Genomic DNA, 23,692 nt, shown 5'->3' with positions numbered 1-23,692 from the left:
CGGCCCCGGTCCGCAGTCCGCCGACGCGAGTCGGGGACGATGCCGGGCGGGGACGAGGGGGCGGGTGGTGGGAGAAATTCAACACAGCTCTCCGCTCGCTCACTCGTCGAACAGGGGGCGGATGCCCCGGGCCGCCATGATCTCGGAGTTGCCGGTGCCGGAGGCGACCATCGGCCACACCTGGGCGTCCTTGCCGACCACGAAGTCGATCACGACCGGGCGGTCGTTGATCTCCATGGCCCGCTGGATGACCGAGTCGACGTCCTCCTTGGTCTCGCAGCGCAGCCCGGCGCAGCCCAGGGCCTCGGCGAGGAGGGTGAAGTCGGGGATGCGGTGCTTGTGCGTGCCCAGGTCGGTCTGGGAGTAGCGCTCCGAGTAGAACAGGTTCTGCCACTGCCGGACCATGCCCAGGTTGCCGTTGTTGATGACGGCCACCTTGATCGGGGCGCCCTCGATGGCGCAGGTGGCCAGCTCCTGGTTGGTCATCTGGAAGCAGCCGTCGCCGTCGATGGCCCACACCACCGCGTCCGGGCGGCCGAACTTGGCGCCCATGGCGGCGGGCACCGAGTAGCCCATGGTGCCCAGGCCGCCGGAGTTGAGCCAGGTGCGCGGGTTCTCGTAGCGGATGTGCTGGGCGGCCCACATCTGGTGCTGGCCCACGCCCGCGGTGTAGACGGCGTCGGGTCCGGCGATGGCGCCGATGCGCTCGATGACGTACTGCGGGGACAGGGTGCCGTCCTCGGGCCACTCGTAGCCCAGCGGGAACGTGCGGCGCCACTCGTCGATGGTGGCCCACCACGGCGCCAGGTCCTGGGCGGGCTCGGCCTCGGCCTGCACCGCGGCGATCAGCTCGGTGATGATCTCCTTGCAGTCGCCCACGATCGGCACGTCGGCGCGGCGGTTCTTGGAGATCTCGGCCGGGTCGATGTCGGCGTGCACGACCTGCGCGTGCGGGGCGAAGCTGTCCAGCGCGCCGGTGACCCGGTCGTCGAAGCGGGCGCCGAGGGCGATCAGCAGGTCGGAGGACTGCATGGCGCCGACGGCGGGGACGGTGCCGTGCATGCCGGGCATGCCCAGGTTCTGCCGGTGCGAGTCGGGGAACGCGCCGCGGGCCATCAGCGTGGTGACGACCGGGATGCCGGTCAGCTCGGCCAGCTCCAGCAGTTCCGGGGACGCCTCGGCCTTGATGACGCCGCCGCCGACGTAGAGGACCGGGCGCTTGGCGGCGCGGATGAGCTTGGCGGCCTCGCGGACCTGCTTGCCGTGCGGGCGGGTGGTGGGCCGGTAGCCGGGCAGCCGCAGCTCCGGCGGCCAGGAGAAGGAGGTCAGCTCCTGCAGGACGTCCTTGGGGATGTCCACCAGGACCGGGCCGGGCCGACCGGTCTTGGCCAGGTGGAACGCCTCGGCGATCGTGCGCGGGATGTCCGCGGGGTCGGTGACGAGGAAGTTGTGCTTGGTGACCGGCATGGTGATGCCGCAGATGTCGGCTTCCTGGAACGCGTCGGTGCCGATGAGCGCGCGGGTCTGCTGGCCGGTGATGGCCACGACCGGGACCGAGTCCATGTTGGCGTCGGCCAGCGGGGTGACCAGGTTCGTCGCGCCGGGGCCGGAGGTGGCCATGCAGACGCCGACCTTGCCGGTGGCCTGGGCGTAGCCGGTGGCCGCGTGGCCCGCGCCCTGCTCGTGGCGGACCAGCACGTGCCGGACCTTGGTGGAGTCCAGCAGCGGGTCGTACGCCGGGAGGATGGTGCCGCCGGGGATGCCGAACACGATCTCGGCGCCCACCGCCTCGAGGGACCGGACGAGCGACTGCGCCCCGGTGACCCGCACCGGGGTGCCGGTCGGCGGCGCGGGCTTGGGTCGGGGGGCGTGCGCGGTGGCGGGGTTCGCCGCGGCCGCGCTGGGCCGAGAAGTTGCGCTGGTCATCGGTTCTGCCTCGTGGGTTCGTGGTTCCAGTGGGCGGTGCGGGGGCGGTCGTCGGTCGGGTGGGGCGGCTCTGGGCACGAAAAAACCCCCGTCGACCTCAAAGGTCGCACGAGGGTCGCGCGTTCGATGCTGAGTCGGCTTCCGTCAGCGGCGAACGCGCGGCGGAAGTACGAGAATGGACTGAGCAGGCACGTCGGGGACGTTAGTTCGTTCGCAGTAGAGCGTCAACTCTGCGAGACGCGTGTCTCGGATGTTGGACCGCGTCCTGGGACGCGCGCGGACCCGGGCGCGGGGCGCGCGGGCGCCCGGTGCACCATCAGGGGGTGGCTGAACAGCAGGTCCCGACCCGTCTCGTGTTCCGCGTGCCCGGCATCGCGGTGCTCGCCGCGCTGCTGCTGGCGATCTGCGCCACACCGGTGGCCGCCGCCGCGCCGTACCTGCTGTGGATCTACCTGATCCCGGTCGCCCTGATCGTGTGGGTGCTGCGGGTGCGCACGGTGGCCGACACCGAGGGCCTCGTCGCCAACACCCTGACCGGGTCGCGCCGGGTGCCGTGGCGGCTGCTGCGCGGCCTGCGGCTGACCGGGAAGGCGGGGGTGACCGCGGTGCTCGACGACGGCACCGAGGTGGCCCTGCCGCAGGTCCGGGTGCGGCACCTGCCCGCCCTGTCGTTCATCAGCGGCGGCCTCGTCCCGGACCCGACCGAGCGCGCGCCGGAACCGGGCGCCGACCCCGTGCCCGAACCCGACGCCGAGCCGGTGGACGAGTCCGCCCCCGTGGTCGGGGCGGCGGAACCGGGCGCCGCGCGGGGCGAGCGGGCGGCCGGACCGGAGTAACCTGTCGGGTACCGCTCCCGGCACCGACGACCGCCGACCCGGCCGCCGTCCCCGCTTTCCGCCCCCCGAGTACTGACGAGATCTGGAGGAGCCGTGCCAGCGCTGCGCTCCCGCACCACCACCCACGGCCGCAACGCCGCCGGAGCCCGGTCCCTGTGGCGCGCCACGGGCATGACCGACAGCGACTTCGGCAAGCCCATCGTGGCCATCGCCAACTCCTACACCCAGTTCGTGCCCGGGCACGTCCACCTGCGCGACCTCGGCGACATCGTGGCCGAGGGCGTCCGCGCGGCGGGCGGGGTGCCCAGGGAGTTCCACACCATCGCCGTGGACGACGGCATCGCCATGGGCCACAGCGGGATGCTCTACTCGCTGCCCTCGCGGGAGGTCATCGCCGACGCGGTGGAGTACATGGTCAACGCCCACCAGGCGGACGCGATCGTGTGCATCTCCAACTGCGACAAGATCACCCCGGGGATGCTCAACGCGGCCATGCGGCTCAACGTCCCGGTGGTGTTCGTCTCCGGCGGGCCGATGGAGGCGGGCAAGGCGGTCGTCGTCGACGGCGTCGCGCACCCCGCGTCGGACCTGGTCACCGCCATCTCCGCCTCGGCCAACAGCGGGGTCGACGACGCCGCGCTCGACCTGGTCGAGCGCTCGGCCTGCCCGACCTGCGGGTCCTGCTCGGGCATGTTCACCGCGAACTCGATGAACTGCCTCACCGAGGCGCTGGGCCTGGCCCTGCCGGGCAACGGCTCCACGCTGGCCACCCACGCCGCCCGCCGCACCCTGTTCGAGCAGGCGGGCCGGACCGTGGTCGAGCTGTGCAGGCGGTGGTACGAGCAGGACGACGAGACCGCGCTGCCGCGCACCATCGCCAACCGCAAGGCGTTCGAGAACGCGATGGCGCTGGACATGGCCATGGGCGGGTCCACCAACACCGTGCTGCACATCCTCGCCGCGGCGCAGGAGGGCGAGGTCGACTTCACCCTCGCCGACATCGACGCGATCTCCCGGCGGGTGCCCTGCCTGTCCAAGGTCGCGCCGAACTCCGACTACCACATGGAGGACGTGCACCGGGCCGGTGGCATCCCCGCCATCCTGGGCGAGCTGTGGCGCGGCGGGCTGCTCAACACCGACGTGCACACCGTGCACAGCGCCACGATCGAGGAGTGGCTGGGCGCGTGGGACATCCGCGCCGAGTCGCCGTCGGAGGCCGCGATCGAGCTGTTCCACGCCGCCCCGGGCGGGGTGCGCACCACGCAGGCGTTCTCCACGCAGAACCGCTGGTCGTCGCTGGACACCGACGCGGTGAACGGCTGCGTGCACGACGTCGAGCACGCCCACACCGCCGAGGGTGGCCTGGCGGTGCTGCACGGCAACCTGGCCGAGCGCGGCGCGGTGATCAAGTCCGCGGGCATCGACGAGGAGCTGTTCACCTTCCAGGGCCCGGCCCGGGTGGTGGAGAGCCAGGAGGAGGCCGTGTCGGTCATCCTCAACAAGGTCGTCCAGCCGGGTGAGGTGCTGGTGATCCGCTACGAGGGCCCGGCGGGCGGGCCGGGGATGCAGGAGATGCTGCACCCGACCGCGTACCTCAAGGGCACCGGCCTGGGCAAGAAGTGCGCGCTGGTCACCGACGGCCGCTTCTCCGGCGGCACGTCCGGCCTGTCCATCGGCCACGTCTCCCCGGAGGCGGCGGGCGGTGGCGCGATCGGCCTGGTCGAGGACGGTGACCAGATCCGCATCGACGTGCACGCCCGCCTGCTGGAGCTGCTGGTGGAGCCCGCGGTGCTGGCCGAGCGCCGGGCCAAGATGGACGCCAGCGAGCGCCCGTGGCAGCCGGTCGACCGGGACCGCCCGGTGACCAGCGCGCTGCGCGCCTACGCGCGGATGGCCACCGACGCCTCCACCGGCGCGGTGCGCGACCCGTCGCGGTAGTCGGCGAAGACGCGAGAAGGGCCGCACCCCCGTGGGGGTGCGGCCCTTCTCGTCGGCACTCCTACCGCAGGACGACCAGGGTCACCACGGACAGCCCGGCGGCGATGAGCAGGAAGATGAACCCGAACGCGGGGGCCCGGCGGAACCACGGGGTGTTGCGGTCGAGGGAGATCTTGCCCGCGCCCGCGAACAGCAGCGCGAACGCGGCGGCGGCGTAGAGCACCTCCAGCTCCACCGCGCCGACGAACTCCTGCGGCTCGACCTTGATCCAGATCGCGTTGGCCATGACGCCCAGCACGCCCGCCGCGGCGGCCGGGGTGAACAGGCCCAGGATGAGCAGCGCGCCCGCGCCCAGCTCGGTACCGCCGGTGACCCAGGCCAGCAGGGTCGTCTGCTGGAAGCCCTGGGTGCCCAGGAACTCGGCGAACCCGCCGATGCCGGGGCCGCCCATCAGCCCGAACACCTTCTGCAGGCCGTGCGCGAGGATCAGCGCGCCGAGGGTCACCCGCAGCACGAACAGCGCGAGGTCCGCGCCGAAGTGCCACTCGTGCGGCTCCCGGGCGGGCTTGCGCTCCTCCGGGTAGACCTCGTCGTGCGGGGCCTTGAACGCGGCCGTGGCCCCGTCGTCGTAGGCGACCTTGTCGTAGCCGGGTCCGGAGGTCTTCGACTCCGAGGCCCGGTAGAAGTCATCGGTGCTCACGGGCCGGACACTAAACGATGGGGGAGGCCGGTGCCCACCAGGCGTGACCTCGATCGCCGATTCCCGCCTGCCTGACCTGACCTCGCCTTTTGCCGACTTCCCGACCGGGGCGGATGTGGCCGGGATGACAAGAACGCGGTCAGTAGTCGCCCTGCACGAGGTTCTGCGGCTTGTCGCCCGCCGCGAACCGGGCGACCTGCTCCGCGACGACCCGGTAGGCGCGCTCGCGGTGCCCGGTGCAGCTCCCCGCCACGTGCGGGGTCAGCAGCAGGCCCGGTGCCGACCACAGCGGGTGGCCCTCGGGCAGCGGCTCGGGGTCGGTGACGTCCAGCGCGGCGCGCAACCGCCCGGAGGTCAGCTCGGCCAGCAGGGCGCCGGTGTCCACGACCGGGCCACGGGCGACGTTCACCAGCACCGCGCCGTCGGGCATCCGGGCCAGGAACCCCGCGTCGACCATGCCCCTGGTGGCGGGCGTGTGCGGAACGACCAGCACCACCGCGTCGTGCTCGGGCAGCAGGGCGGGCAGCTCGGCGAGCGCGCGCACCCCGGGCCTGGCGGAGGTGGCGACCAGGGTGACCTCGGCGTCGAAGGCGAGCAGGCGCCGCTCCAACTGCCTGCCCAGGTCACCCGCGCCGACCACCAGCACCCGCTTGCCCTGGAGGGTTTCGGTGACGTGCGTGGTCCACCGCCCGGCGCGCTGCGCGTCGGCGAAGCCAACCAGGTCCCGGTAGACGGTCAGCAGGGCGCCGACGACCCACTCGGCGGAGCTGCCGCCGTGCGCGCCCCGGCAGGTGGAGAGCATCACGTGGTCGGGCAGCCTGCCGATCCAGGCGTCGGCACCGGTGGTGAGCAACTGCACCAGCTTCAGCCTGGGCAGCGCGGCCACGAGCGCGGCCTGGTCGGCGGCGAGGAAGTCGGGCACCAGCACCTCGGCGTCGGCCGCCTCCGGGGGCAGGTCGGCCCCCGCGGCGTAGCGGACCGCCCGGACGCCGTCGAGGGCGCCGAGGGTGACCAGTCCCTGCTCGTCCGGTACCAGAACGGTGGTTGTCACAGCACACACACTAAGCGCGGGCGGCGGCCGGTGCGGCAGACTCGGTTCTCGTGCGCGAACACGACGTCCTCTCCGCCGACGGCACCCGCGTGCGCGGCTGGCACACCGACTCCACCGGGCCGGTCGTGCTGCTGTGCCCCGGCCTGGGCACCATCCCCGAGGCCTGGCCCGCCCTGCTGCTGCCGGACTCCGGCGTGCGGGTGCTGAGCTGGTACCACCGGGGGACGATGGGCTCGGACCGCCCGGCCGACGAGAGCCGGATCACCCTCGCCGACCACGTCGCCGACGCGCTCGCGGTGCTGGACGCGGCGGGCGTGCGGCGGTGCGTGGTGATGGGCTGGTCGATGGGTGTGATGGTGGCCACGGAGCTGGCCCAGCGGTACCCCGACCGGGTGTCCGGGCTGATGCTCGCCGCGGGGGTGCCCGGGGACATGTTCGGCGCGCTGCTCGGGGTGGCCGGTGTCCCCCGGCCGCTCGGGCGCGCCCTGGGGCTGCTGGCCGCGCACGCGGTCAAGGGGCTGGGCCCGCTGGTCGACGCGGTGCTGCACCGGGTGCCGGTCAACCGCGCCACGGCGACGCTGCTCCAGCACACCGGCTTCATGCTGCCCGGCGGGGCGGAGGCGGACGAGGTGGCCGAGGCGGTGCGCCGCTTCCTCGGCCACGACTCGCGCTGGTACGTCACCCTGGCGCTGGCCCTGGCCGACGTGCCGGAGCGGGACCTGACCGGCATCGGCGTCCCGGTGACCGTGCTGGCCGGGAAGTACGACGTCGTCGCCGACCCCCGGCGGGCCCTGGAGTCGGTGGCCGGGCTGCCGCACGCGCGGACCAGGGTGGTGCCGACCAGCCACTTCATGCCGCTGGAGGCGCCGGAGGTGATCGTGGCGGAACTGGGGATGCTGGTGCGGCGGGTGGCGGCGGTGGAACGGGCCAGGGCCGACGCGGACCCCGCCGCGCTCACCCCGGGTTCACGACCCCCCGCCTAGGGTCGGTGAGCATGTCCGGTATGCCGCGCGGGTCCCGCGTGCTCGCGGCCTCGACCGCGGCGGCGGCACTGCTGCTGTCCTCGTGCGCCTCCTTCACCGACCAGCCCGCCCCCGGCAACTGGTCGGAAGCGCCGCAGCTCAGCCCGCAGGCCGCACCCGACCCCCAGGAGGGCGGCTCCGGCGGCGGTGGCGGCGGCCAGGGCGGCGGGGCACCGAGCGGCCCGCAGACCTCCGTCCCCCCACCGGACGGCTGCAAGGACTTCCACGACTCGGTGCTGGCCACCTGCCTGGACACGCTGATGGCCGTGGCCGCCCTCCCCGGCGACGGCACCAACCCCACCGCCCTGGTCGGCGAGCGCACCACCGGCCGCATCCTGCTGGTCCGCAAGGACACCGAACCCGCGCTCTTCGCCACCGTCCCGGTCGACGGCACCGGCGACGGCGGCCTCACCGGCCTGGCGCTGTCCCCCACCTACGCCGAGGACCAACTCGTCTTCGCCTACGTCACCACCCCCACCGACAACCGCGTGGTCCGCATCGCCCCCGGCGACACCCCCAAACCGGTCCTCACCGGCATCCCGCGCGGCACCACCGGCAACCGCGGCTCCCTGGCCAACGACCACAGGGGCGCCCTGCTCCTGGCCACCGGCACCGCGGGCAACCCCACGGCGGCGGCCGACCCGGCCTCACTGGCGGGCAAGGTCCTGCGCCTCACCGGCGAGGGCAAACCCGCCGCGGACAACCCCACCCCGGGCAGCCCGGTCCTGGCCGCGGGCCTGGTCTCCCCCGGCGGCGTCTGCGCCTCCCTGGACGGGTCGCGCACCTGGGTCACCGACCGCACCCCGGCCGCCGACGTGATCTACCAGGTGGAGGCGGGCAAACCGCTGGGCACCCCCGCCTGGAAGTGGACCGACCGCCCCGGCGTGGCGGGCTGCGCGGCCACGACCCAACTGCTGTGGGTGGCCATGTCCACCGCGGGCCACCTGCAAAGCCTCCCCCAGGCCCCGGACGGCTCCTTCACCGGCAAACCCACGGTCTCCTTCGCCGACACCGAGGGCTACGGCCGCGTCGACGGCCTGGACCTGATGACCGACCAGGTGGCGGTCGCGGGCACGGTCAACAAGCGCGGCGGCACCCCCCTCTCCAGCGACGACCGCGCGGTGGCGATCCTCGTCCAGCCCCAGGCGGGCGGCGGCGGGGTCGACTAGGGCTCGGCCCGGGAACGGTTGATCACCCCGGACCGCAGGCCGCGACCGGGAACCTCGGCGGTCGGCAGCACGCGACGCGCGGAAGGGCCGGTCCCCCGTGCGGAGACCGGCCCTTCCCGTCACACCGCTCAGACCCCGCAGCGCTCCAGGACCAGCTCACGGACCCGCTTCGCGTCCGCCTGCCCCCGGGTCGCCTTCATCACCGCGCCGACGATGGCACCGGCGGCGGCGACCTTCCCGTCCCGGATCTTGTCCGCGACGTCCGGCTGGGCCGCCAGCGCCTCGTCGACCGCCGCGTACAGCGCCGAGTCGTCCGAGACGACCTTGAGCCCGCGCGACTCCACGACCTGCTCCGGCTCGCCCTCGCCGGCCAGCACCCCGTCCACCACGGACCGGGCCAGCTTGTTGGTCAGCGACCCGTCGGCCACCAGCGCGATGACCTTGGCGACCTGGGCCGGGGTGATGGGCAGGTCGGCCGGCTCCACGCCCCGGGTGTTCGCCGACTGCGCCAGGTACGACACCCACCACGACCGGGCCTCACCCGAGGGCGCGCCCGCCGCGACGGTGGCCGCGACCAGGTCGACCGCCCCGGCGTTGACCAGGTCGCGCAGCTCCGCGTCCGACAGCGACCACTCCGCCTGCACCCGCCTGCGGCGCTCCTCGGGCGGCTCGGGCATGGTGCCGCGCAGCTCCTCGACCCACTCCCGCGACGGCGCGATCGGCACCAGGTCGGGCTCCGGGAAGTACCGGTAGTCCTCCGAGGTCTCCTTCGCCCGGCCCGCGCGGGTCGTGCCGGAGACCTCCTCGAAGTGCCGGGTCTCCTGGCGGATGGTGCCGCCCTCGACCAGGATCGCCGCCTGGCGGGTCATCTCGTGCCGCACCGCCCGCTCGACGCTGCGCAGCGAGTTGACGTTCTTGGTCTCGGTGCGGGTGCCGAACTCGGTGGCGCCCTTGGCCATCAGCGACACGTTCGCGTCGCAGCGCAGCGAACCCTGGTCCATCCGCACGTCCGACACGTCGAGCGCCTGGAGCAGTTCGCGCAGGGTGCGCACGTAGGCGCGGGCCACCTCCGGCGCCCGGGCGCCGGTGCCCTCGATCGTCTTGGTGACGATCTCGACCAGCGGCACGCCCGCCCGGTTGAAGTCCAGCAGCGAGTGGTCGGCGCCGTGGATGCGGCCGGTGGCCCCGCCCACGTGCAGCGACTTGCCGGTGTCCTCCTCCATGTGCGCGCGCTCGATCTGCACGCGCACGACCTCGCCGTCGTCGAGGGTCACGTCGAGCCAACCGTTGAAGGCGATCGGCTCGTCGTACTGCGAGGTCTGGAAGTTCTTCGGCATGTCCGGGTAGAAGTAGTTCTTCCGCGCGAAGCGGCACCACTCGGCGATCTCGCAGTTGAGCGCGAGGCCGATCCGGATGGCCGACTCCACCGCCGCCCCGTTGACCACCGGCAGCGCCCCGGGCATCCCCAGGCACACCGGGCACACCTGGGTGTTGGGCTCCCCGCCGAAGGTGGTGGGGCAGCCGCAGAACATCTTGGTCTTCGTGGACAGCTCCACGTGGACCTCGAGGCCCAGGACCGGGTCGAACCGCTCCAGCACCTCGTCGTAGTCCATCAGTTCGACGACCGCTGTCACTTGCCGCTCCGCAGCGCGCGGACCGCGATGAGCACGCCGGTGATCGCGGCGATGCCCCCGGCCAGCGCGTTGAGCAGCGCGAGCTTGTCGTTGTCGGCGCGGGCGGTCTTGAGCCCGTTGATCGCGCTGGACGCCGCGGCGACGGAACCGACGATGCCGAACACGCCCTTGACCTTCTTCGGAGCAGCCATCACACGACCTCCAGTTCGGGAACACGGTGGATGAGAGCGCCGCCCTGTGCGGCGTCTCGGGCGGCCTCGTAGGCGGCGGCCACCCGATAACCCCGGTGGTCTTGCAGAGCCGGGGAGAAAACCTGGAGCCCCACGGGGAGGCCGTCGTCGGCGGAGAGCCCGCTGGGGACGCTGATCGCCGCGTTGCCCGCCATGTTCGACGGGATGGTGCACAGGTCGACCTGGTACATGGCCACCGGGTCGTCGACCCGCTCGCCGATGCGGAACGCGGTCACCGGGCTGGTCGGGCTGACGAGCACGTCGGCGCGCGCGAACGCGGCGTCGAACTCCCGCGCCACCAGGGTGCGCACCTTCTGCGCCGAGCCGTAGTAGGCGTCGTAGTACCCGGCCGACAGCGCGTAGGTGCCGATCATGATGCGCCGCTTGACCTCCGGGCCGAACCCGGCCTCGCGGGTCAGCGACATGACCTCCTCGGCGCTGTGCGAGCCGTCGTCGCCCACCCGCAGGCCGTAGCGCATCGCGTCGAACCGGGCCAGGTTCGACGACGCCTCGCTCGGCGCGATCAGGTAGTAGGCGGCCAGCGCCAGGTCGAAGCTCGGGCAGGACACCTCGACGACCTCGGCGCCCAGCTCGCGGAGCTGCGCCACGGCCGCCTCGAAGGAGGCCAGCACGCCGGGCTGGTGGCCCTCGCCGACCAGCTCGCGCACCACGCCGACCTTGACGCCGCGCAGGTCGCCGTCGGCGCCCTGGCGGGCCGCGGCCAGCACCGGCGGCACGGGCGCGTCGATGGAGGTGGAGTCCATCGGGTCGTGCCCGGCGATGACCTCGTGCAGCAGCGCCGCGTCCAGCACGGTGCGCGCGCACGGGCCCGCCTGGTCGAACGAGGACGCGTAGGCGACCAGACCGTGCCGGGAGACGGTGCCGTAGGTGGGCTTGACGCCCACGGTGCCGGTCATCGCCCCGGGCTGGCGGATGGAGCCGCCGGTGTCGGTGCCGATGGCCAGCGGCGCCTCGAACGCGGCCAGCGCCGCGGCCGAACCACCGCCGGAGCCGCCGGGGATGCGGTCGAGGTCCCACGGGTTGCGGGTGGGGCCGTAGGCGGAGTTCTCGGTGGAGGACCCCATGGCGAACTCGTCCATGTTGGTCTTGCCGAGGATCACCAGACCCGCGTCCAGCAGCTTGCGGGTGACCGTGGCGTCGTACGGCGCGTGCCAGCCCTCCAGCAGCTTCGACCCGCAGGTCGTCGGCGAACCCTGGGTGGTCAGCACGTCCTTGACCGCGATCGGCACCCCGGCCAGCGGGGACGCGGGGGTGCGGCCCGCGGCCACGGCCTCGTCGACGGCCTTCGCGGCCTGGAGCGCGCGCTCGCCGTCGACGTGCAGGAAGGCGTGCACGGCGGGGTCCACCGCGGCGATCCGGTCGAGGTGCGCCTGGGTGGCCCCCACCGAGGAGACCTCCCCGGCGTGGATCTTCGCCGCCAGCTCGGCGGCGGGAAGGCGGATCAGGTCGCTCATGCCTCTTCTCCCAGGATGCGCGGGACGCGGAAGCGGCCGTCCTCGGCGGCGGGGGCCGCGGCGAGCGCCTGCTGCGGGGTCAGCCCGGGGCGGACCACGTCGCTGCGGAACACGTTGGTCAGCGGGACGGCGTGCGACATCGGCGGGATGTCCTGGTCGGCGACCTGCCCGACCTTGGCGACCGCCTGCACGATCTTCTCGAGCTGACCCGCGAACAGGTCGAGTTCTTCTTCGGTGACGGCCAACCGGGCCAGTCGGGCGAGGTGTTCGACCTCGCTGCGGGAAATGCTGGGCACTCGACGAACCCCCGGGGTTGTCTGCGTTGCGGTGTGCGTTCGGTCTGGGCAGCGGCGCTGCTCGGGTCCGCCACGCCGGGAGAGGTCCCGACCTGACCACGGGAGTCTATTTCGCGGGTCGCGGAAGGCCCGCACGGGTTGTTCCCCGGCGGCCGGGGTGCTAGACCGGTCCCCTGATACCGCGATCCGGTCCGCCCGGACGCGCGTGACCTGGTCTGCGACAATCGGCGATCGGCGTAGGGCGTGGGCGGCAGGGTTCCGCGCACCGAGTGGGTAGCGGGAGGCGTTCGCCTTGTCGTTCCTGATCCGGGTCCAGCTACCGGACAGCCCAGGCACCCTGGGGGCGGTCGCCACCGCCCTCGGGGCGATCGGGGCCGACATCCTCAGCGTGGACGTGGTCGAACGCGTCGGCGGGACCGCCATCGACGACCTGGTCGTCGAACTCCCCGGCGGCAGACTCCCCGACGTCCTCATCACCGCGGCCGAGTCCATCGAGGGCGTCGAGGTCGACGCGGTGCGCCCGTACGCGGGGGTGCTGGACACCCACCGCGAGCTGGAACTGGTCGAGGACGTCGCCGCCGAACCCAAGAACGGGCTGGCGATCTTCACCGAGGGCGTGCCGAAGATCGTCCGCGCCGGGTGGGCGCTGGTGGTCGGCACCGACTCCGGCGGGGCGAAGCTGGCCGCCTCCACGGCCGCACCGAACATCGAGCGGCTGGAACTGCCGTTCATGCCGCTGGCCAGGGCCACGGTCCTCGACGGCGAGGAGCCGTGGGTGCCGGACACGTGGCGGGAGCTGGGGACCGAACTGGCGGCCACGCCGCTGGGGAAGCCGGACCGGGTGCTGCTGGTGGGGCGGCCGGGCGGGCCGATGTTCCGCGCCGCCGAGGTGGCGCGGTTGGCCCACCTGGCGGGGATCGTCGCGGTGGTCCTGCCGGACTGAGGCTGTGTGCTCCTCGGTGCCGGTCATTGTTGGGGGTGCCCGGCTGGCCGAGCCCGGTCATTGTTGTGGGGTGCCCGGCTGGCCGAGCCCGGTCATTGTTGTGGGGTGCCCGGCTGGCCGAGCCCGGTCATTGTTGTGGGGTGCCCGGCTGGCCGAGCCCGGTCATTGTTGTGGGGTGCCCGGCTGGGTGGATGTGCTTGGCCGGGGCCCCTACGGCGATCATGTGGCCCAGCGTGACAGGGTGGGGCTGAAGGGATGCCCCACCGCCCAGGCAGGCTTGCACATGATCGCCACCCCCGGCCAAACACATCCACCCACCCGGGCATGGCCGTAGCCGGCCGGCGGTTTTGGGGTGGTCGGCGGCTGCGCCGGTGGGGATCGGCGTGGCTGGTAGCCGGGTCGGCGGCTTGTAGGAGTGGGTGGGTGGCTGGCTGGTTGTTGCTGAGTCGGTGGGGTTCGGCGGCTGGTAGCCGGGGCGGCGGTTTGCCGGGTGGTTGGTTGTCGCTGCGCTTGGTGGCGTCGGGCGGCTGGTGGCCGGGCCAGCGGTTTCGGGGGTGGTCGGCGGCTGTGCCGCGGTGTTCGGGTGGCTGGCGGCTGGGCGGCGGCGGTTTTCGGGGTGGTCGGCGGCTGTGCCGCGGTGTTCGGGTGGCTGGCGGCTGGGCGGCGGCGGTTTTCGGGGTGGTCGGGGCCTCGTTGGTCCGGGTGGCCTCGGAGTGGGGCGGTGGCGCCTCAGGGCGTGTCCGTGGCGAAGGCGATCAGGCGGACCTCGGGGCCGGGGCTCCAGTCCCGGTCGGGCAGGCGGGTGAAGCCGAGGCGTTCGTAGAGGCGGTGGGCGGTGGCCATCTGCGACGAGGTGCACAGGACCACCCGGGGCAGGGCGAGTTCGCGGGCGCGGGCGAAGACGGCTCGGACGAGCTGTTCGCCCACCCCGCGCCCCCGGGCCTCGACGCCGACGGCGAGCATCCGGAACTCCAGTTCGCCCTCGCGGGAGATCTCGGCGTAGGGGGTGCCGGGGAGGGCGATGGTGACCGTGCCCAGCAGGGTGCCGGTGTCGTCCACCGCGACCAGCAGTTCGGCCGCGCGCATCCGGGAGTCGGCGTCGGCGAGGTGTTGGGCGTAGCCGGTGGTGGAACCGTCGATGTAGCCGTCGGCCCGGTAGGCCTCGGTGGTGAGGACGCCCACCCGGTCCAGTTCGTCCACCCGCGCTGGTCTGACGGACACGTCGCCCAACTCGACCACCAACTCCTCCGGTTGTGCTGTTGCCCTGCTCTGCGCCCGGCGGGCCGAGTCGGCTCAGCCGGGTGGGCGCTCCCCGCCGTAGTGGGAAGGCGCTCGTCGGGACATACCCCGTTCGGGGGTTTTTTCTCGGGTGGTGGCCTACTCCGCCTCAGCGGGATCGGCCGCTGGGGCATCTCCGGTGGCGGTGTCCCCGGTGGCAGCCTTCGCGGCAGCGCTCTTGGCGGCAGCGCTCTTGGCGGCAGTGCTCTTGGCAGCGGTGCTCTTGGCGGCGGTGCTCTTGGCGGCGGTGCTCTTGGCGCGGGCTGAGGGTTTTCCGGCGGGCTCCTCCAGTACCGGCTCCCCCACCGGCGATTCCTCTGCCGGGGGCCCCTCTGCCGCCTGTTCTTCCGCCTGCTGCTCCTCCTGGGCCCGCTCGTCCGCTGCCCGGTCCTCATCGGGCGGGGTGGCCTTGGGCTTGCGCTTGGCGGGCTTGCGCTTGGGCTTCTCCTCGGCGGCGGGTTCCTCCTCGACCGGGGCGTCGGGGTCGCCGATGGTGGCGACCGCGGCGGCGGCCTCGGGGCCGTCCGCCAGGAGGACACCGAAGCCCTGTTCGTCCAGGACCGGGACCTTGAGCTGCATGGCCTTGTCGTGCTTGGAGCCGGGGGATTCACCGACGACGACGAAGGCCGTCTTCTTCGAGACCGAGCCGGAGGCCTTGCCGCCCCGGCTGACGATGGCCTCCTTGGCCTCGTCGCGGGAGAAGCCGTCGAGGCTGCCGGTGACGACGATGGACAGGCCCTCCAGGGTGCGCGGGGTGGAGTCGTCGCGCTCCTCGGCCATGCGCACGCCCGCGGCCCGCCACTTCTCCACCACGTCGAGGTGCCAGTCGACCTCGAACCACTCGTACACCGAGGTGGCGATGGCGGGGCCGACCCCCTCGGCGTCGGCGAGGGCCTGCTCGTCGGCGTCGGCGATGGCCTGGATGGAGCCGAACTCGCGGGCCAGGGCGCGGGCGGCGGTCGGGCCGACGTGCCGGATGGACAGCGCCACCAGCACCTTCCACAGGGGACGGTCCTTGGCCGTCTCCAGGTTGGCCACCAGCTTGCGGCCGTTGGCCGACAGCTCGCCCGCCTTGGTGCGGAACAGCTCCACCTCGGCGAGCTGGTCCTCGTCGAGGGTGAACACGTCGCCCTCGTCGGTGATCACGCCGGAGGACAGCAGGGCGGTGGCGGCCTCGTAGCCCAGGACCTCGATGTCGAACGCGCCGCGACCGGCCAGGTGGAACAGCCGCTCCCGCAGCTGCGCCGGGCAGGAGCGGGCGTTGGGGCAGCGGATGTCGGCGTCGCCGTCCTTCTCGTGGCGCAGGGTGGTGCCGCACTCCGGGCACTCGGTGGGCATGACGAACGGGCGGGCGTCGGCCGGGCGGGCGTCGATGACCGGGCCCAGGACCTCGGGGATCACGTCACCGGCCTTGCGGATGACCACCCGGTCGCCGATGAGCACGCCCTTGCGCTCGACCTCGGAGGCGTTGTGCAGGGTGGCCAGCTCGACGGTGGACCCGGCGACCTTGACCGGGGTCATCACCGCGTACGGGGTGACCCGGCCGGTGCGGCCCACGTTGACCCGGATGTCGAGCAGGGTGGTGGTGGCCTCCTCCGGCGGGTACTTGAACGCGATCGCCCAGCGCGGGGCGCGGGAGGTGGTGCCGAGGCGCCGTTGCAGCGAGACCTCGTCGACCTTGACGACGACGCCGTCGATCTCGTGCTCGGCGTCGTGGCGGTGCTCGCCCCAGTACCGGATGTGCTCGGCCAGGCCCTCGGGGTCGGTGATGACCCTGGTGTGGGTGGAGACCGGCAGCCCCCAGGCCGCCAGCGCCCGGTAGGACTCCGACTGCGCGGTCGGCTCGAAGCCCGCGCGCTTGCCCAGGCCGTGGCAGATCATCCGCAGCGGCCTGCTCGCGGTGACCTTGGGGTCCTTCTGCCGCAGCGACCCGGCGGCGGTGTTGCGCGGGTTGGCGAACGGCGGCTTGCCCGCCTCGACCAGCCCGGCGTTGAGCTCGAGGAAGTCCTCCACCCGGAAGAACACCTCGCCGCGCACCTCGACCAGCTCCGGCACCGGGAACTCGTCGGTGCCGGTGAGCCGCTCCGGCACGTCGCGCATGGTGCGCACGTTGAGCGTGACGTCCTCGCCGGTGCGGCCGTCGCCCCTGGTCAGCGCCCGGACGAGGCGGCCGTCCTGGTACAGCAGGTTGATCGCCAGGCCGTCGATCTTCAACTCGCACAGGTAGTGCGCGGCGTCGCCGACCTCCTTGCGCACCCGGTCGACCCAGGACCCCAGCTCGTCCACGTCGAAGGCGTTGTCCAGGCTGAGCATCCGCTCCAGGTGGTCGACGGCGGCGAACTCGGTGGAGAAGGTGCCGCCGACCCGCTGGGTGGGCGACTCCGGGGTGACCAGCGACGGGTGCCGCTCCTCGATGCCCGCCAGCTCCAGCAGCAGCGCGTCGAACTCGCCGTCGGTGATCGTCGGCGAGTCGCGCACGTAGTAGGCGAACTGGTGGCCCAGCAGCTCCTCGCTCAGCGCGGCGTGCCGCTCGCGGACGTCGGTGGGCACGTCCTCGACGCCCTCGACGCTGTCCGCGGCCTCGGCGGCGGTGGTTTGCGGCAGGTCCTGATCAACTCCGGTCACGCGGACAGACTATCGACAGGGTCCGACAATCCGCGTGCTCAGCCGTCCAGGGTGTCGACGAGTCTGCGCAGCTCAAGCAGGTCGATGCTGTCCTCGGGCTCGACGTCGGCGGCCTCGACGCGGCGCAGCCGGGCGCCCGCCACGCGCTCGCCCAGGGTGGCGTCCAGCGGCAGGAAGGTCATCGCCGCCCGGGCGGCCGGGTCGAGCACGGCCAGCACCGGGTGGTGCACCGCCACGTCGACGAGCCCCGCCGCCCGGTCGACCTGGGCGTGCACCCGGATGTCGGCGAGCGCGACCCGGTGCGGGCCGAGGTTCACCGTCACCCCGGTCGGGTCCGGCACCGGGGGCACCGAGTCGTGGAACTCCCAGATCGCGGTGTCCGGCGGCGCGGCGGCCTTCCACGCGTCGGTGGTGGGGCGCAGCAGCGGGTCTTCCTGGCCGGACACCACGAACGAGTAGATCGACCGGTGCCCCCGGTCGAGGGAGAAGTGCAGGTCCGGGTGCAGGGCGGCGACCAGCTCGCACAGCGCGTTCTCCACCCGGTTGGGCTCGTTGTCGCCCAGGGCGGCGGAGATCTCGGGCAGTAGCTCGTGCCAGTCCGCCCAGAACCGGGCCGCGGCCGCCGCCGGGTCCGGGGTCGGCTGCGGGGCGGGCTCGGGTGCTGCGCGGCGGAACCACTTCATGCGCCCAGTATCGCCGGATCACCCCTTGCCGGGGCGCACATCCAGGACACCGGCGGTGTCCAAGCGCTTGCCGGACAACATGACCCGGTACTCCTCCGCGATCACCTCGTGCGGGTAGCCCTCTCCCTCCTCGCCTTCCGCGCGGGAGGCGAGGCAGATGTTGAACAGCTCGTAGTAGCCCGAGTGCGCCGCCAATCGCTCGTCACCCCACCGGGACAGCGAAGCGATGGCCTCCGACACGGCCGGGCCGTTCGGGTCGTGTCCGTCCAACGGCACCTCCGAGAAGTCGAGGAGGTCCCACTCCTCGATCTTGGCGCCGTCGGAGCCGACGATCTTCAGCAGGAAGTACCCGTACTGCATGGCAGGCCTTTCGTTCAGGAGCCGTACGTCGAACGGGCCGGGTACCTCGACGACATCGCGGCACTGGCCGCCGAGACCCGCGTCTCGCGACAGTCGATCTACCGCCTGCTCAACGGCGACAACCTCATCAGCTACCACCGGTTCATCAGCGTCCTGACCGCGCTCGGCATGGACAGGGCGGAGCGGGAGAAGGCGATCGAGGTCTACCACCTCGCCGAGGCGGCCACCGCCGAGATCAGCGACGCGGAGAGCTTGCCGAAGGCGTACGCGCGCCTGCGCGCCGACGAGTCCGAGGCGTCACGCGCACGGACAGTGGACACCGTCCTGATCCCCGGCCTGCTGCAAACCACGGGCTATGTGGCAGCACTGTCCGAACGCTCCCGAATCCTGTCCCCCAGCCACTGGGAGGCAGATCGCGCGACAGCCGAGCGGCGGGAACGCCAGGCGGTGCTGACCAGGAAACCCCACCCGCTCGAACTCCACGCCCTGATCGACGAGGCGGCCATCCGGCGCCGACTTGGCGGGACAGCAGCGTGGCGCGAGCAGTTGGACCACCTGCTCACCATGTCCGAGGCCGAGAACATCACGATCCAGGTCCTGCCGTTCGTGGCCGGGGCCTATGAAACGATGGTCAGTCAACTCCTCATCCTGAGCTTCCCCGAAGCGGACGAACCCGATTCAGTCCACATGGACTTGCAAGGCGGCGGCACCTCCACGGTGGAGGATGAGGACGACGTCAAGCGCTTCTCCGACGCGTGGCTCGACGTCCAACAGCAATGCCTTCCGGCGGACGAATCACGCCGGTTCATCCGAGAGGTGAGGGACAGTGAACACTGACCAGTGGCGCAAGAGCACCCGAAGCGGCAACCTGGCCTCTTGTGTGGAGCTGCGGGTCACGGCCACGGCGACGGGCATCCGCGACACCAAGAGCCGGGAAAGTGGCTCCCTGACAATCCCGGCCGGGGGGTTCGCGGCCTTCCTCGCGGTTGCCAAGCGCGTGGGCGCTGAGTAGCCCGAAGCAGAACAGCGAGGCCCCGTCCGGGACAACCGGGCGGGGCCTCTCCACGCCGGTGGCGCCTCAGCGCCCGCGCAGGGCGGCGGTGAGCACGTCGTGGTTGAGGGTGGCGATGGTTTCCAGGGGGATTCCCTTGGGGCAGACCAGGGTGCATTCGCCCGTCTGGGTGCAGCCGCCGAAGCCGAGGTCGTCCTGGGCGGTGAGCATGTCCTCGGCCCGGGACAAGCGTTCCGGTTGGCCCTGCGGCAGCAGCCCGAGGTGGGTGGCCTTGGCGGCGGTGAACAGCATCGGCGACCCGTTGGGGCAGGCCGCCACGCAGGCGCCGCAGCCGATGCAGGCGGCGGCGGTGAACGCGGCGTCGGCGTCGGCCTTGGGGATGGGTACGGCGTGCGCGTCGGGGGCGGCGCCGGCCGGGGCGCTGATGTAGCCGCCCGCCTCCACGATCCGGTCCAGCGCCGAGCGGTCCACCATCAGGTCGCGCACCACCGGGAAGGGGGCGGCCCGCCACGGCTCCACCACGATCGGCTCGGCCGGGTCGAAGTGGCGCATGTGGAGCTGGCAGGTGGTGGTGGCGCGCTCGGGGCCGTGGGCGACGCCGTCGATCATCAGGCCGCACATGCCGCAGATGCCCTCGCGGCAGTCGTGGTCGAAGGCCACCGGCTCCTCGCCGTCGAGGACCAAGCGCTCGTTGAGGACGTCCAGCATCTCCAGGAACGACATGTCCGGGCTGATGCCGTCGACGTCGTAGTCGACCAGCCCGCCCGATTCCTCGGGGCCGCGCTGGCGCCAGACCCGCAGCGTGTACCTCACTTGTAGCTCCTCACACTCGGTCGGACGGCGGTGAACTCCAGGTGTTCGCGGTGCAGGACCGGGGCTCCGCCGGTGTGCTCCCAGGCGGCGACGTAGGAGAACGCGTCGTCGTCGCGGCGGGCGTCGCCCTCGGCGGTCTGCGACTCGACCCGGAAGTGGCCGCCGCAGGATTCGGTGCGGTGCAGGGCGTCCAGGCACATCAGCTCGGCCAGTTCGAGGAAGTCGGCCACCCGGCCCGCCTTCTCCAGCTCCTGGTTGAGCTGCCCGCCCGCACCGGTCACCTTGACCCGTCGCCAGAATTCCCCGCGCAATTGCGGGATCTGCTCCAGGGCCTTGCGCAGGCCCTCCTCGCTGCGCTCCATCCCGCACAGCTCCCACATGAGCCTGCCCAGTTCGCGGTGGAACGACTCGGCCGTGCGGTCGCCGTCCACCGCCAGCAGCGCGGCGATGCCCTGGCGCACCTCGTCCTCGGCGTCCTCGACGGCGGTGGGTGGCACCGGGCCGAACGGGCCGTCGGCGAGGTAGTCGCCGATGACGGCGGGGAGGACGAAGTAGCCGTCCGCGAGGCCCTGCATGAGCGCGCTCGCGCCGAGCCGGTTGGCGCCGTGGTCGGAGAAGTTGGCCTCGCCGATGACGAACAGGCCGGGGATGGTGCTGCGCAGGTCGTAGTCGACCCAGAGGCCGCCCATCGTGTAGTGCACGGCCGGGTAGATGCGCATGGGGACCTCGTAGGGGTCCTCGTCGGTGATGCGCTGGTACATCTCGAAGAGGTTCCCGTAGCGGGCGGACACGGTGTCGCGGCCCAGGCGCTCGATCGCCTCGGCGAAGTCCAGGTAGACACCCAGACCGCCCGGCCCCACGCCCCGCCCGGCGTCGCACACGGTCTTGGCCGCCCGGGAGGCGATGTCGCGGGGGACGAGGTTGCCGAAACCGGGGTAGAGGCGTTCGAGGTAGTAGTCGCGCTCCTGCTCGGGGATGTCGCGCGGGGCACGCGGATCACCCGCCCGCTCGGGAACCCAGACACGGCCGTCGTTGCGCAGCGACTCGCTCATCAGGGTCAGCTTGGATTGGTGCTCACCGCTGACCGGGATGCACGTGGGGTGGATCTGGGTGTAGCACGGGTTCGCGAACAGGGCGCCCTTCTTGTGCGCGCGCCAGATCGCGGTGGTGTTGCAGCCCTTGGCGTTGGTGGACAGGTGGAAGACGTTGCCGTAGCCACCCGTGGCGAGCACCACGGCGTCCGCCAGGTGCGTGCTCACCTCGCCGGACACCAGGTCCCGCACGACCACACCCCGCGCGCGGCCGTCGTCGACGACCAGGTCGAGCATTTCGGTGCGGGGGTGCATCCGCACGGTGCCCGCGTGGATCTGCCGGGAGAGCGCCTGGTAGGCACCCAGGAGCAACTGCTGCCCGGTCTGCCCCCGCGCGTAGAACGTGCGGGAGACCTGGGCGCCGCCGAAGGAGCGGGTGTCCAGGAGGCCGCCGTACTCGCGGGCGAACGGGACGCCCTGGGCCACGCACTGGTCGATGATCTGGGTGCTGACCTGCGCGAGCCGGTGGACGTTGGACTCCCGGGAGCGGAAGTCGCCGCCCTTGACGGTGTCGTGGAAGAGGCGGTGCACGCTGTCGCCGTCGCCGGCGTAGTTCTTGGCGGCGTTGATGCCCCCCTGCGCGGCGATGCTGTGCGCGCGGCGCGGGCTGTCCTGGTAGCAGAAGGACAGGACGTTGTAGCCCAGTTCGCCCAGGGTCGCGGCGGCCGAGCCGCCCGCGAGGCCGGTGCCGACGACGATCACCGTCAGCTTGCGCCGGTTGGCCGGGTTGACCAGCCGGGCGGCGAACCGCCGCCGCTCCCAGCGGGTCTCCAGCGGGCCGTCCGGGGCCCGGGTGTCGGCGATCGGCTCACCCTCGGAGTAGTTGGTGTAGTCGGAGCAGGACATGGTCACCTCACGATTCCGAAGAGGACGCCGAACGGCACGACGAGGAAGCCCACGGTGATCACGACGGCCACACCGAGCGCGGTGCCCCGCACGGCGGCGGCCCGGCGGGCGCTGGCCACACCGAGGCTGCGCAGCGCGCTGAACAGCCCGTGCCGCAGGTGGAACCCCAGCGCCACCACGGCCAGGGTGTAGGCGAGCACCACGTACCAGCGCTGGAAGTCGGCCACCACGTTGGCGTGGATCGCCCCCTCGACGCCGTTCGGGTTGAGCACGCCCGCGGTCAGGTCGAGCAGGTGGTAGACCACGAACAGGGCGATGATCACCCCACCCCACCGCATGGTCCGCGCGGCGTAGCTCCCCTGCACCTTCGGCCGGTGCGCGTAGGAGACCGGCCGCGCCTTCCGCGCCCGCCGCGCGAGCTGGACCGCGGCCACCATGTGCAGCACCACGGCGAGCAGGAGAACGACCCGCACCACCCACAGGAACCCGCCGTAGCCGAGGACCGGGGACAGGAACTCCCGCAGGAACACCCCGTAGTCGTCGAGCGCCCCGGCCCCCGCGAACGCCTTGAGGTTGCCCACCATGTGCGCGACGACGTAGAGGAAGAGGATCGCCCCGGACACGGCCATGACGGCCTTCTTGCCCACCGTCGACGACCACACCCGCCCCGCGGTCGACCGCCGAACCCGTTGCGGCGCCGGGGTTCCCGGCGCGGTGCTGACTGCCATGCCGCCAACGTAGGAGCGGCCCCACAAGTCGTCCAATACATGAATGTGCTGGACACGATAGCCTCAGACTATGACGTTGCAGCAGCTCGCATACTTCCTGGCAGTGGCCGACACCCGCCACTTCACCCGGGCCGCCGAGCGCGCGCGTGTGGCACAGCCCTCACTGAGCAAGCAGATCCACAGCCTCGAAGCCGAACTGGGCGCCCCCCTGTTCAACCGGGCCCGCGGCAACGTCACCCTCACCCCCGCCGGGGAGGCGCTGCTCCCCGTCGCCAAGCGCATCCTGTCCGACGTGGACACCGCCCGCCTGGAGGTCGCGGAACTGGTGGGCCTGCGCCGGGGCCGCATCCGCCTCGGCGCCACCCCCAGCGTCTGCGTCGGCGTCCTCGCCGACGTCCTGCGCACCTTCCACGACGCGTACCCGGGGGTGCGGCTGGTGGTCGAGGAAGGCGGCTCCCGCGACCTGACGGCGGCCCTGCTCGGCGGGGAACTGGACCTCGCCCTGGTGATCGTCCCCCCGCAGGGGATCGACCCGGCGCTGACGTCGACCCCGATCCTGCGCGAACACCTGGTGGTGGCCTCAGCCGCCGACGCCGCCCCGCTGCCCGCGTCAGTGCCCTTGGACTACCTGCGGGACCGGCCGATGGTGATGTTCCGCGTGGGCTACGACCTGCGGGAAACCACCCTCCAAGCGTGCCGCGCCGCCGGGTTCGAACCGCTGTTCGCGGTGGAGGGCGGGGAGATGGACGCGGTGCTGCGGTTCGTGGAAGCGGGGTTGGGGCTGGCGATCGTGCCGAGCCTGGTGCTGCCCGGGCGGCCGTGGCTGCGGGCGACACCGCTGGCAGGGGCGGGCATCCGGCGGACGGTGGCGCTGGCGCACCGGACGGACGTGCCACCCACGGCGGCGGCCCGGGCGTTCCGATCGGTGCTGCTGGGACACCTGGACGGACTGGTGGCGGCGGGGGCGCTGCCGGTGGGGGTCGAGCCGCTGCGCTGACGCGGCTCGACCGCTGTGGACGGATCGGGCACCGCCGAT

21 protein-coding genes and 1 pseudogene are annotated in these 23,692 nt (G+C 72.7%); 8 read left to right on the top strand and 14 right to left on the bottom strand.

All coding sequences use genetic code 11. The annotated features are described in order from the left end of the window. Positions 1-99: 99 nt before the first annotated feature. Positions 100-1,926, bottom strand: coding sequence for an acetolactate synthase large subunit (locus UO65_RS01330; protein WP_035277889.1), 1,827 nt, complete (start codon positions 1,924-1,926; stop codon positions 100-102). Positions 1,927-2,249: 323 nt separating this feature from the next. Between UO65_RS01330 and UO65_RS01325 the strand changes: the two genes are divergently transcribed. Next, the gene (locus UO65_RS01325) at positions 2,250-2,762 is read left to right on the top strand and encodes a PH domain-containing protein (protein ID WP_084175213.1); all 513 of its coding nucleotides are present in this window, start codon (positions 2,250-2,252) and stop codon (positions 2,760-2,762) included. Between the two features lie 93 nt (positions 2,763-2,855). Continuing rightward, entirely contained in the window at positions 2,856-4,700 is a 1,845-nt protein-coding gene (gene ilvD / locus UO65_RS01320; RefSeq protein WP_035277888.1) for a dihydroxy-acid dehydratase, read from the top strand. Between the two features lie 61 nt (positions 4,701-4,761). On the opposite strand, the gene UO65_RS01315 is transcribed toward ilvD, so the two are convergent. Further along, positions 4,762-5,400 (bottom strand): DoxX family protein, encoded by a 639-nt coding sequence (locus UO65_RS01315; protein WP_052020409.1) that lies wholly within the window; start codon positions 5,398-5,400, stop codon positions 4,762-4,764. Positions 5,401-5,539: 139 nt separating this feature from the next. Further along, the gene (locus tag UO65_RS01310; protein ID WP_035277886.1) at positions 5,540-6,460 is read right to left on the bottom strand and encodes a 2-hydroxyacid dehydrogenase; all 921 of its coding nucleotides are present in this window, start codon (positions 6,458-6,460) and stop codon (positions 5,540-5,542) included. A 41-nt stretch (positions 6,461-6,501) separates the two neighbouring features. On the opposite strand from UO65_RS01310, the gene UO65_RS01305 reads away from it, so the two are divergent. Then, positions 6,502-7,434 carry an alpha/beta fold hydrolase gene (locus UO65_RS01305; protein ID WP_035277885.1) on the top strand — a complete coding sequence of 311 codons (933 nt, stop codon included), beginning with the start codon at positions 6,502-6,504 and terminating at the stop codon, positions 7,432-7,434. A gap of 11 nt (positions 7,435-7,445) precedes the next feature. Next, positions 7,446-8,642, top strand: a complete 1,197-nt coding sequence (locus UO65_RS01300; protein WP_110081750.1) for a PQQ-dependent sugar dehydrogenase — start codon at positions 7,446-7,448, stop codon at positions 8,640-8,642. A gap of 128 nt (positions 8,643-8,770) precedes the next feature. Here UO65_RS01300 and gatB read toward each other — a convergent pair whose 3' ends face one another. From gatB to gatC, 4 genes are read right to left on the bottom strand one after another with little or no spacing between them, the layout of a single operon-like run. Further along, positions 8,771-10,276, bottom strand: a complete 1,506-nt coding sequence (gene gatB, locus UO65_RS01295) for an Asp-tRNA(Asn)/Glu-tRNA(Gln) amidotransferase subunit GatB (protein ID WP_035277884.1) — start codon at positions 10,274-10,276, stop codon at positions 8,771-8,773. Further along, complete coding sequence (locus UO65_RS01290) at positions 10,273-10,467, bottom strand: hypothetical protein (RefSeq protein ID WP_035277883.1); 195 nt, start codon at positions 10,465-10,467, stop codon at positions 10,273-10,275. Before UO65_RS01290 ends, gatB begins: the two co-directional genes overlap by 4 nt. Next, entirely contained in the window at positions 10,467-11,981 is a 1,515-nt protein-coding gene (gatA, locus tag UO65_RS01285; RefSeq protein WP_035277881.1) for an Asp-tRNA(Asn)/Glu-tRNA(Gln) amidotransferase subunit GatA, read from the bottom strand. Before gatA ends, UO65_RS01290 begins: the two co-directional genes overlap by 1 nt. Continuing rightward, positions 11,978-12,277: an Asp-tRNA(Asn)/Glu-tRNA(Gln) amidotransferase subunit GatC gene (gatC, locus tag UO65_RS01280; protein WP_035277879.1), complete on the bottom strand. Its 300-nt coding sequence runs from the start codon at positions 12,275-12,277 to the stop codon at positions 11,978-11,980. Before gatC ends, gatA begins: the two co-directional genes overlap by 4 nt. Before the next feature lie 292 nt (positions 12,278-12,569). On the opposite strand from gatC, the gene UO65_RS01275 reads away from it, so the two are divergent. Further along, positions 12,570-13,220, top strand: a complete 651-nt coding sequence (locus UO65_RS01275) for an ACT domain-containing protein (RefSeq protein ID WP_035277878.1) — start codon at positions 12,570-12,572, stop codon at positions 13,218-13,220. Positions 13,221-13,949: 729 nt separating this feature from the next. Here the strand turns inward: UO65_RS01275 and UO65_RS01270 are convergent. The 4 genes and pseudogenes from UO65_RS01270 to UO65_RS01255 all read right to left on the bottom strand — a co-directional run bounded on the left by UO65_RS01270 (position 13,950) and on the right by UO65_RS01255 (position 18,076). Further along, positions 13,950-14,450, bottom strand: a complete 501-nt coding sequence (locus UO65_RS01270) for a GNAT family N-acetyltransferase (protein WP_035277907.1) — start codon at positions 14,448-14,450, stop codon at positions 13,950-13,952. Positions 14,451-14,945: 495 nt separating this feature from the next. Continuing rightward, positions 14,946-17,102 (bottom strand): annotated as a pseudogene (gene ligA / locus UO65_RS01265) (NAD-dependent DNA ligase LigA); the annotation flags it as partial. 59 nt (positions 17,103-17,161) lie between these two features. Continuing rightward, positions 17,162-17,806 carry a hypothetical protein gene (locus UO65_RS01260; RefSeq protein ID WP_035277877.1) on the bottom strand — a complete coding sequence of 215 codons (645 nt, stop codon included), beginning with the start codon at positions 17,804-17,806 and terminating at the stop codon, positions 17,162-17,164. Between the two features lie 18 nt (positions 17,807-17,824). Further along, positions 17,825-18,076 carry a hypothetical protein gene (locus tag UO65_RS01255; protein ID WP_152551919.1) on the bottom strand — a complete coding sequence of 84 codons (252 nt, stop codon included), beginning with the start codon at positions 18,074-18,076 and terminating at the stop codon, positions 17,825-17,827. Between UO65_RS01255 and UO65_RS01250 the strand changes: the two genes are divergently transcribed. Both UO65_RS01250 and UO65_RS01245 read left to right on the top strand, forming a co-directional pair. After that, positions 18,065-19,003, top strand: a complete 939-nt coding sequence (locus UO65_RS01250; RefSeq protein ID WP_152551918.1) for a DUF5753 domain-containing protein — start codon at positions 18,065-18,067, stop codon at positions 19,001-19,003. The two genes, UO65_RS01255 and UO65_RS01250, sit on opposite strands and share 12 nt — an antisense overlap. Continuing rightward, entirely contained in the window at positions 18,993-19,178 is a 186-nt protein-coding gene (locus tag UO65_RS01245; protein ID WP_035277875.1) for a DUF397 domain-containing protein, read from the top strand. Before UO65_RS01250 ends, UO65_RS01245 begins: the two co-directional genes overlap by 11 nt. A gap of 66 nt (positions 19,179-19,244) precedes the next feature. Here UO65_RS01245 and UO65_RS01240 read toward each other — a convergent pair whose 3' ends face one another. From UO65_RS01240 to UO65_RS01230, 3 genes are read right to left on the bottom strand one after another with little or no spacing between them, the layout of a single operon-like run. After that, positions 19,245-19,991 (bottom strand): succinate dehydrogenase/fumarate reductase iron-sulfur subunit, encoded by a 747-nt coding sequence (locus UO65_RS01240; protein ID WP_035277873.1) that lies wholly within the window; start codon positions 19,989-19,991, stop codon positions 19,245-19,247. Continuing rightward, positions 19,988-21,928, bottom strand: a complete 1,941-nt coding sequence (locus UO65_RS01235; protein WP_035277872.1) for a fumarate reductase/succinate dehydrogenase flavoprotein subunit — start codon at positions 21,926-21,928, stop codon at positions 19,988-19,990. The genes UO65_RS01240 and UO65_RS01235 overlap by 4 nt, the downstream gene beginning before the upstream one ends. Before the next feature lie 2 nt (positions 21,929-21,930). Continuing rightward, positions 21,931-22,656: a succinate dehydrogenase cytochrome b subunit gene (locus tag UO65_RS01230; protein WP_084175212.1), complete on the bottom strand. Its 726-nt coding sequence runs from the start codon at positions 22,654-22,656 to the stop codon at positions 21,931-21,933. Positions 22,657-22,726: 70 nt separating this feature from the next. Between UO65_RS01230 and UO65_RS01225 the strand changes: the two genes are divergently transcribed. After that, positions 22,727-23,653 carry a LysR family transcriptional regulator gene (locus UO65_RS01225; RefSeq protein WP_035277870.1) on the top strand — a complete coding sequence of 309 codons (927 nt, stop codon included), beginning with the start codon at positions 22,727-22,729 and terminating at the stop codon, positions 23,651-23,653. Positions 23,654-23,692: the final 39 nt, after the last annotated feature.

Origin of the sequence: Actinokineospora spheciospongiae, from assembly GCF_000564855.1 — a bacterium.
In the GTDB taxonomy this organism is placed as follows: Bacteria; Actinomycetota; Actinomycetes; order Mycobacteriales; family Pseudonocardiaceae; genus Actinokineospora; species Actinokineospora spheciospongiae.
Note: the sequence above shows the minus strand (reverse complement) of the source record. Positions and strands in the feature narration are given on the sequence as shown.

Coding starts and splice junctions, on each gene's coding strand:
- UO65_RS01330 (WP_035277889.1), bottom strand. CDS start 1,926: ATGACCAGCGCAACTTCTCGGCCCAGCGCGGCCGCGGCGAACCCCGCC.
- UO65_RS01300 (WP_110081750.1), top strand. CDS start 7,446: ATGTCCGGTATGCCGCGCGGGTCCCGCGTGCTCGCGGCCTCGACCGCG.
- UO65_RS01290 (WP_035277883.1), bottom strand. CDS start 10,467: ATGGCTGCTCCGAAGAAGGTCAAGGGCGTGTTCGGCATCGTCGGTTCC.
- gatA (WP_035277881.1), bottom strand. CDS start 11,981: ATGAGCGACCTGATCCGCCTTCCCGCCGCCGAGCTGGCGGCGAAGATC.
- UO65_RS01260 (WP_035277877.1), bottom strand. CDS start 17,806: ATGAAGTGGTTCCGCCGCGCAGCACCCGAGCCCGCCCCGCAGCCGACC.
- UO65_RS01235 (WP_035277872.1), bottom strand. CDS start 21,928: ATGTCCTGCTCCGACTACACCAACTACTCCGAGGGTGAGCCGATCGCC.
- UO65_RS01230 (WP_084175212.1), bottom strand. CDS start 22,656: ATGGCAGTCAGCACCGCGCCGGGAACCCCGGCGCCGCAACGGGTTCGG.
- UO65_RS01225 (WP_035277870.1), top strand. CDS start 22,727: ATGACGTTGCAGCAGCTCGCATACTTCCTGGCAGTGGCCGACACCCGC.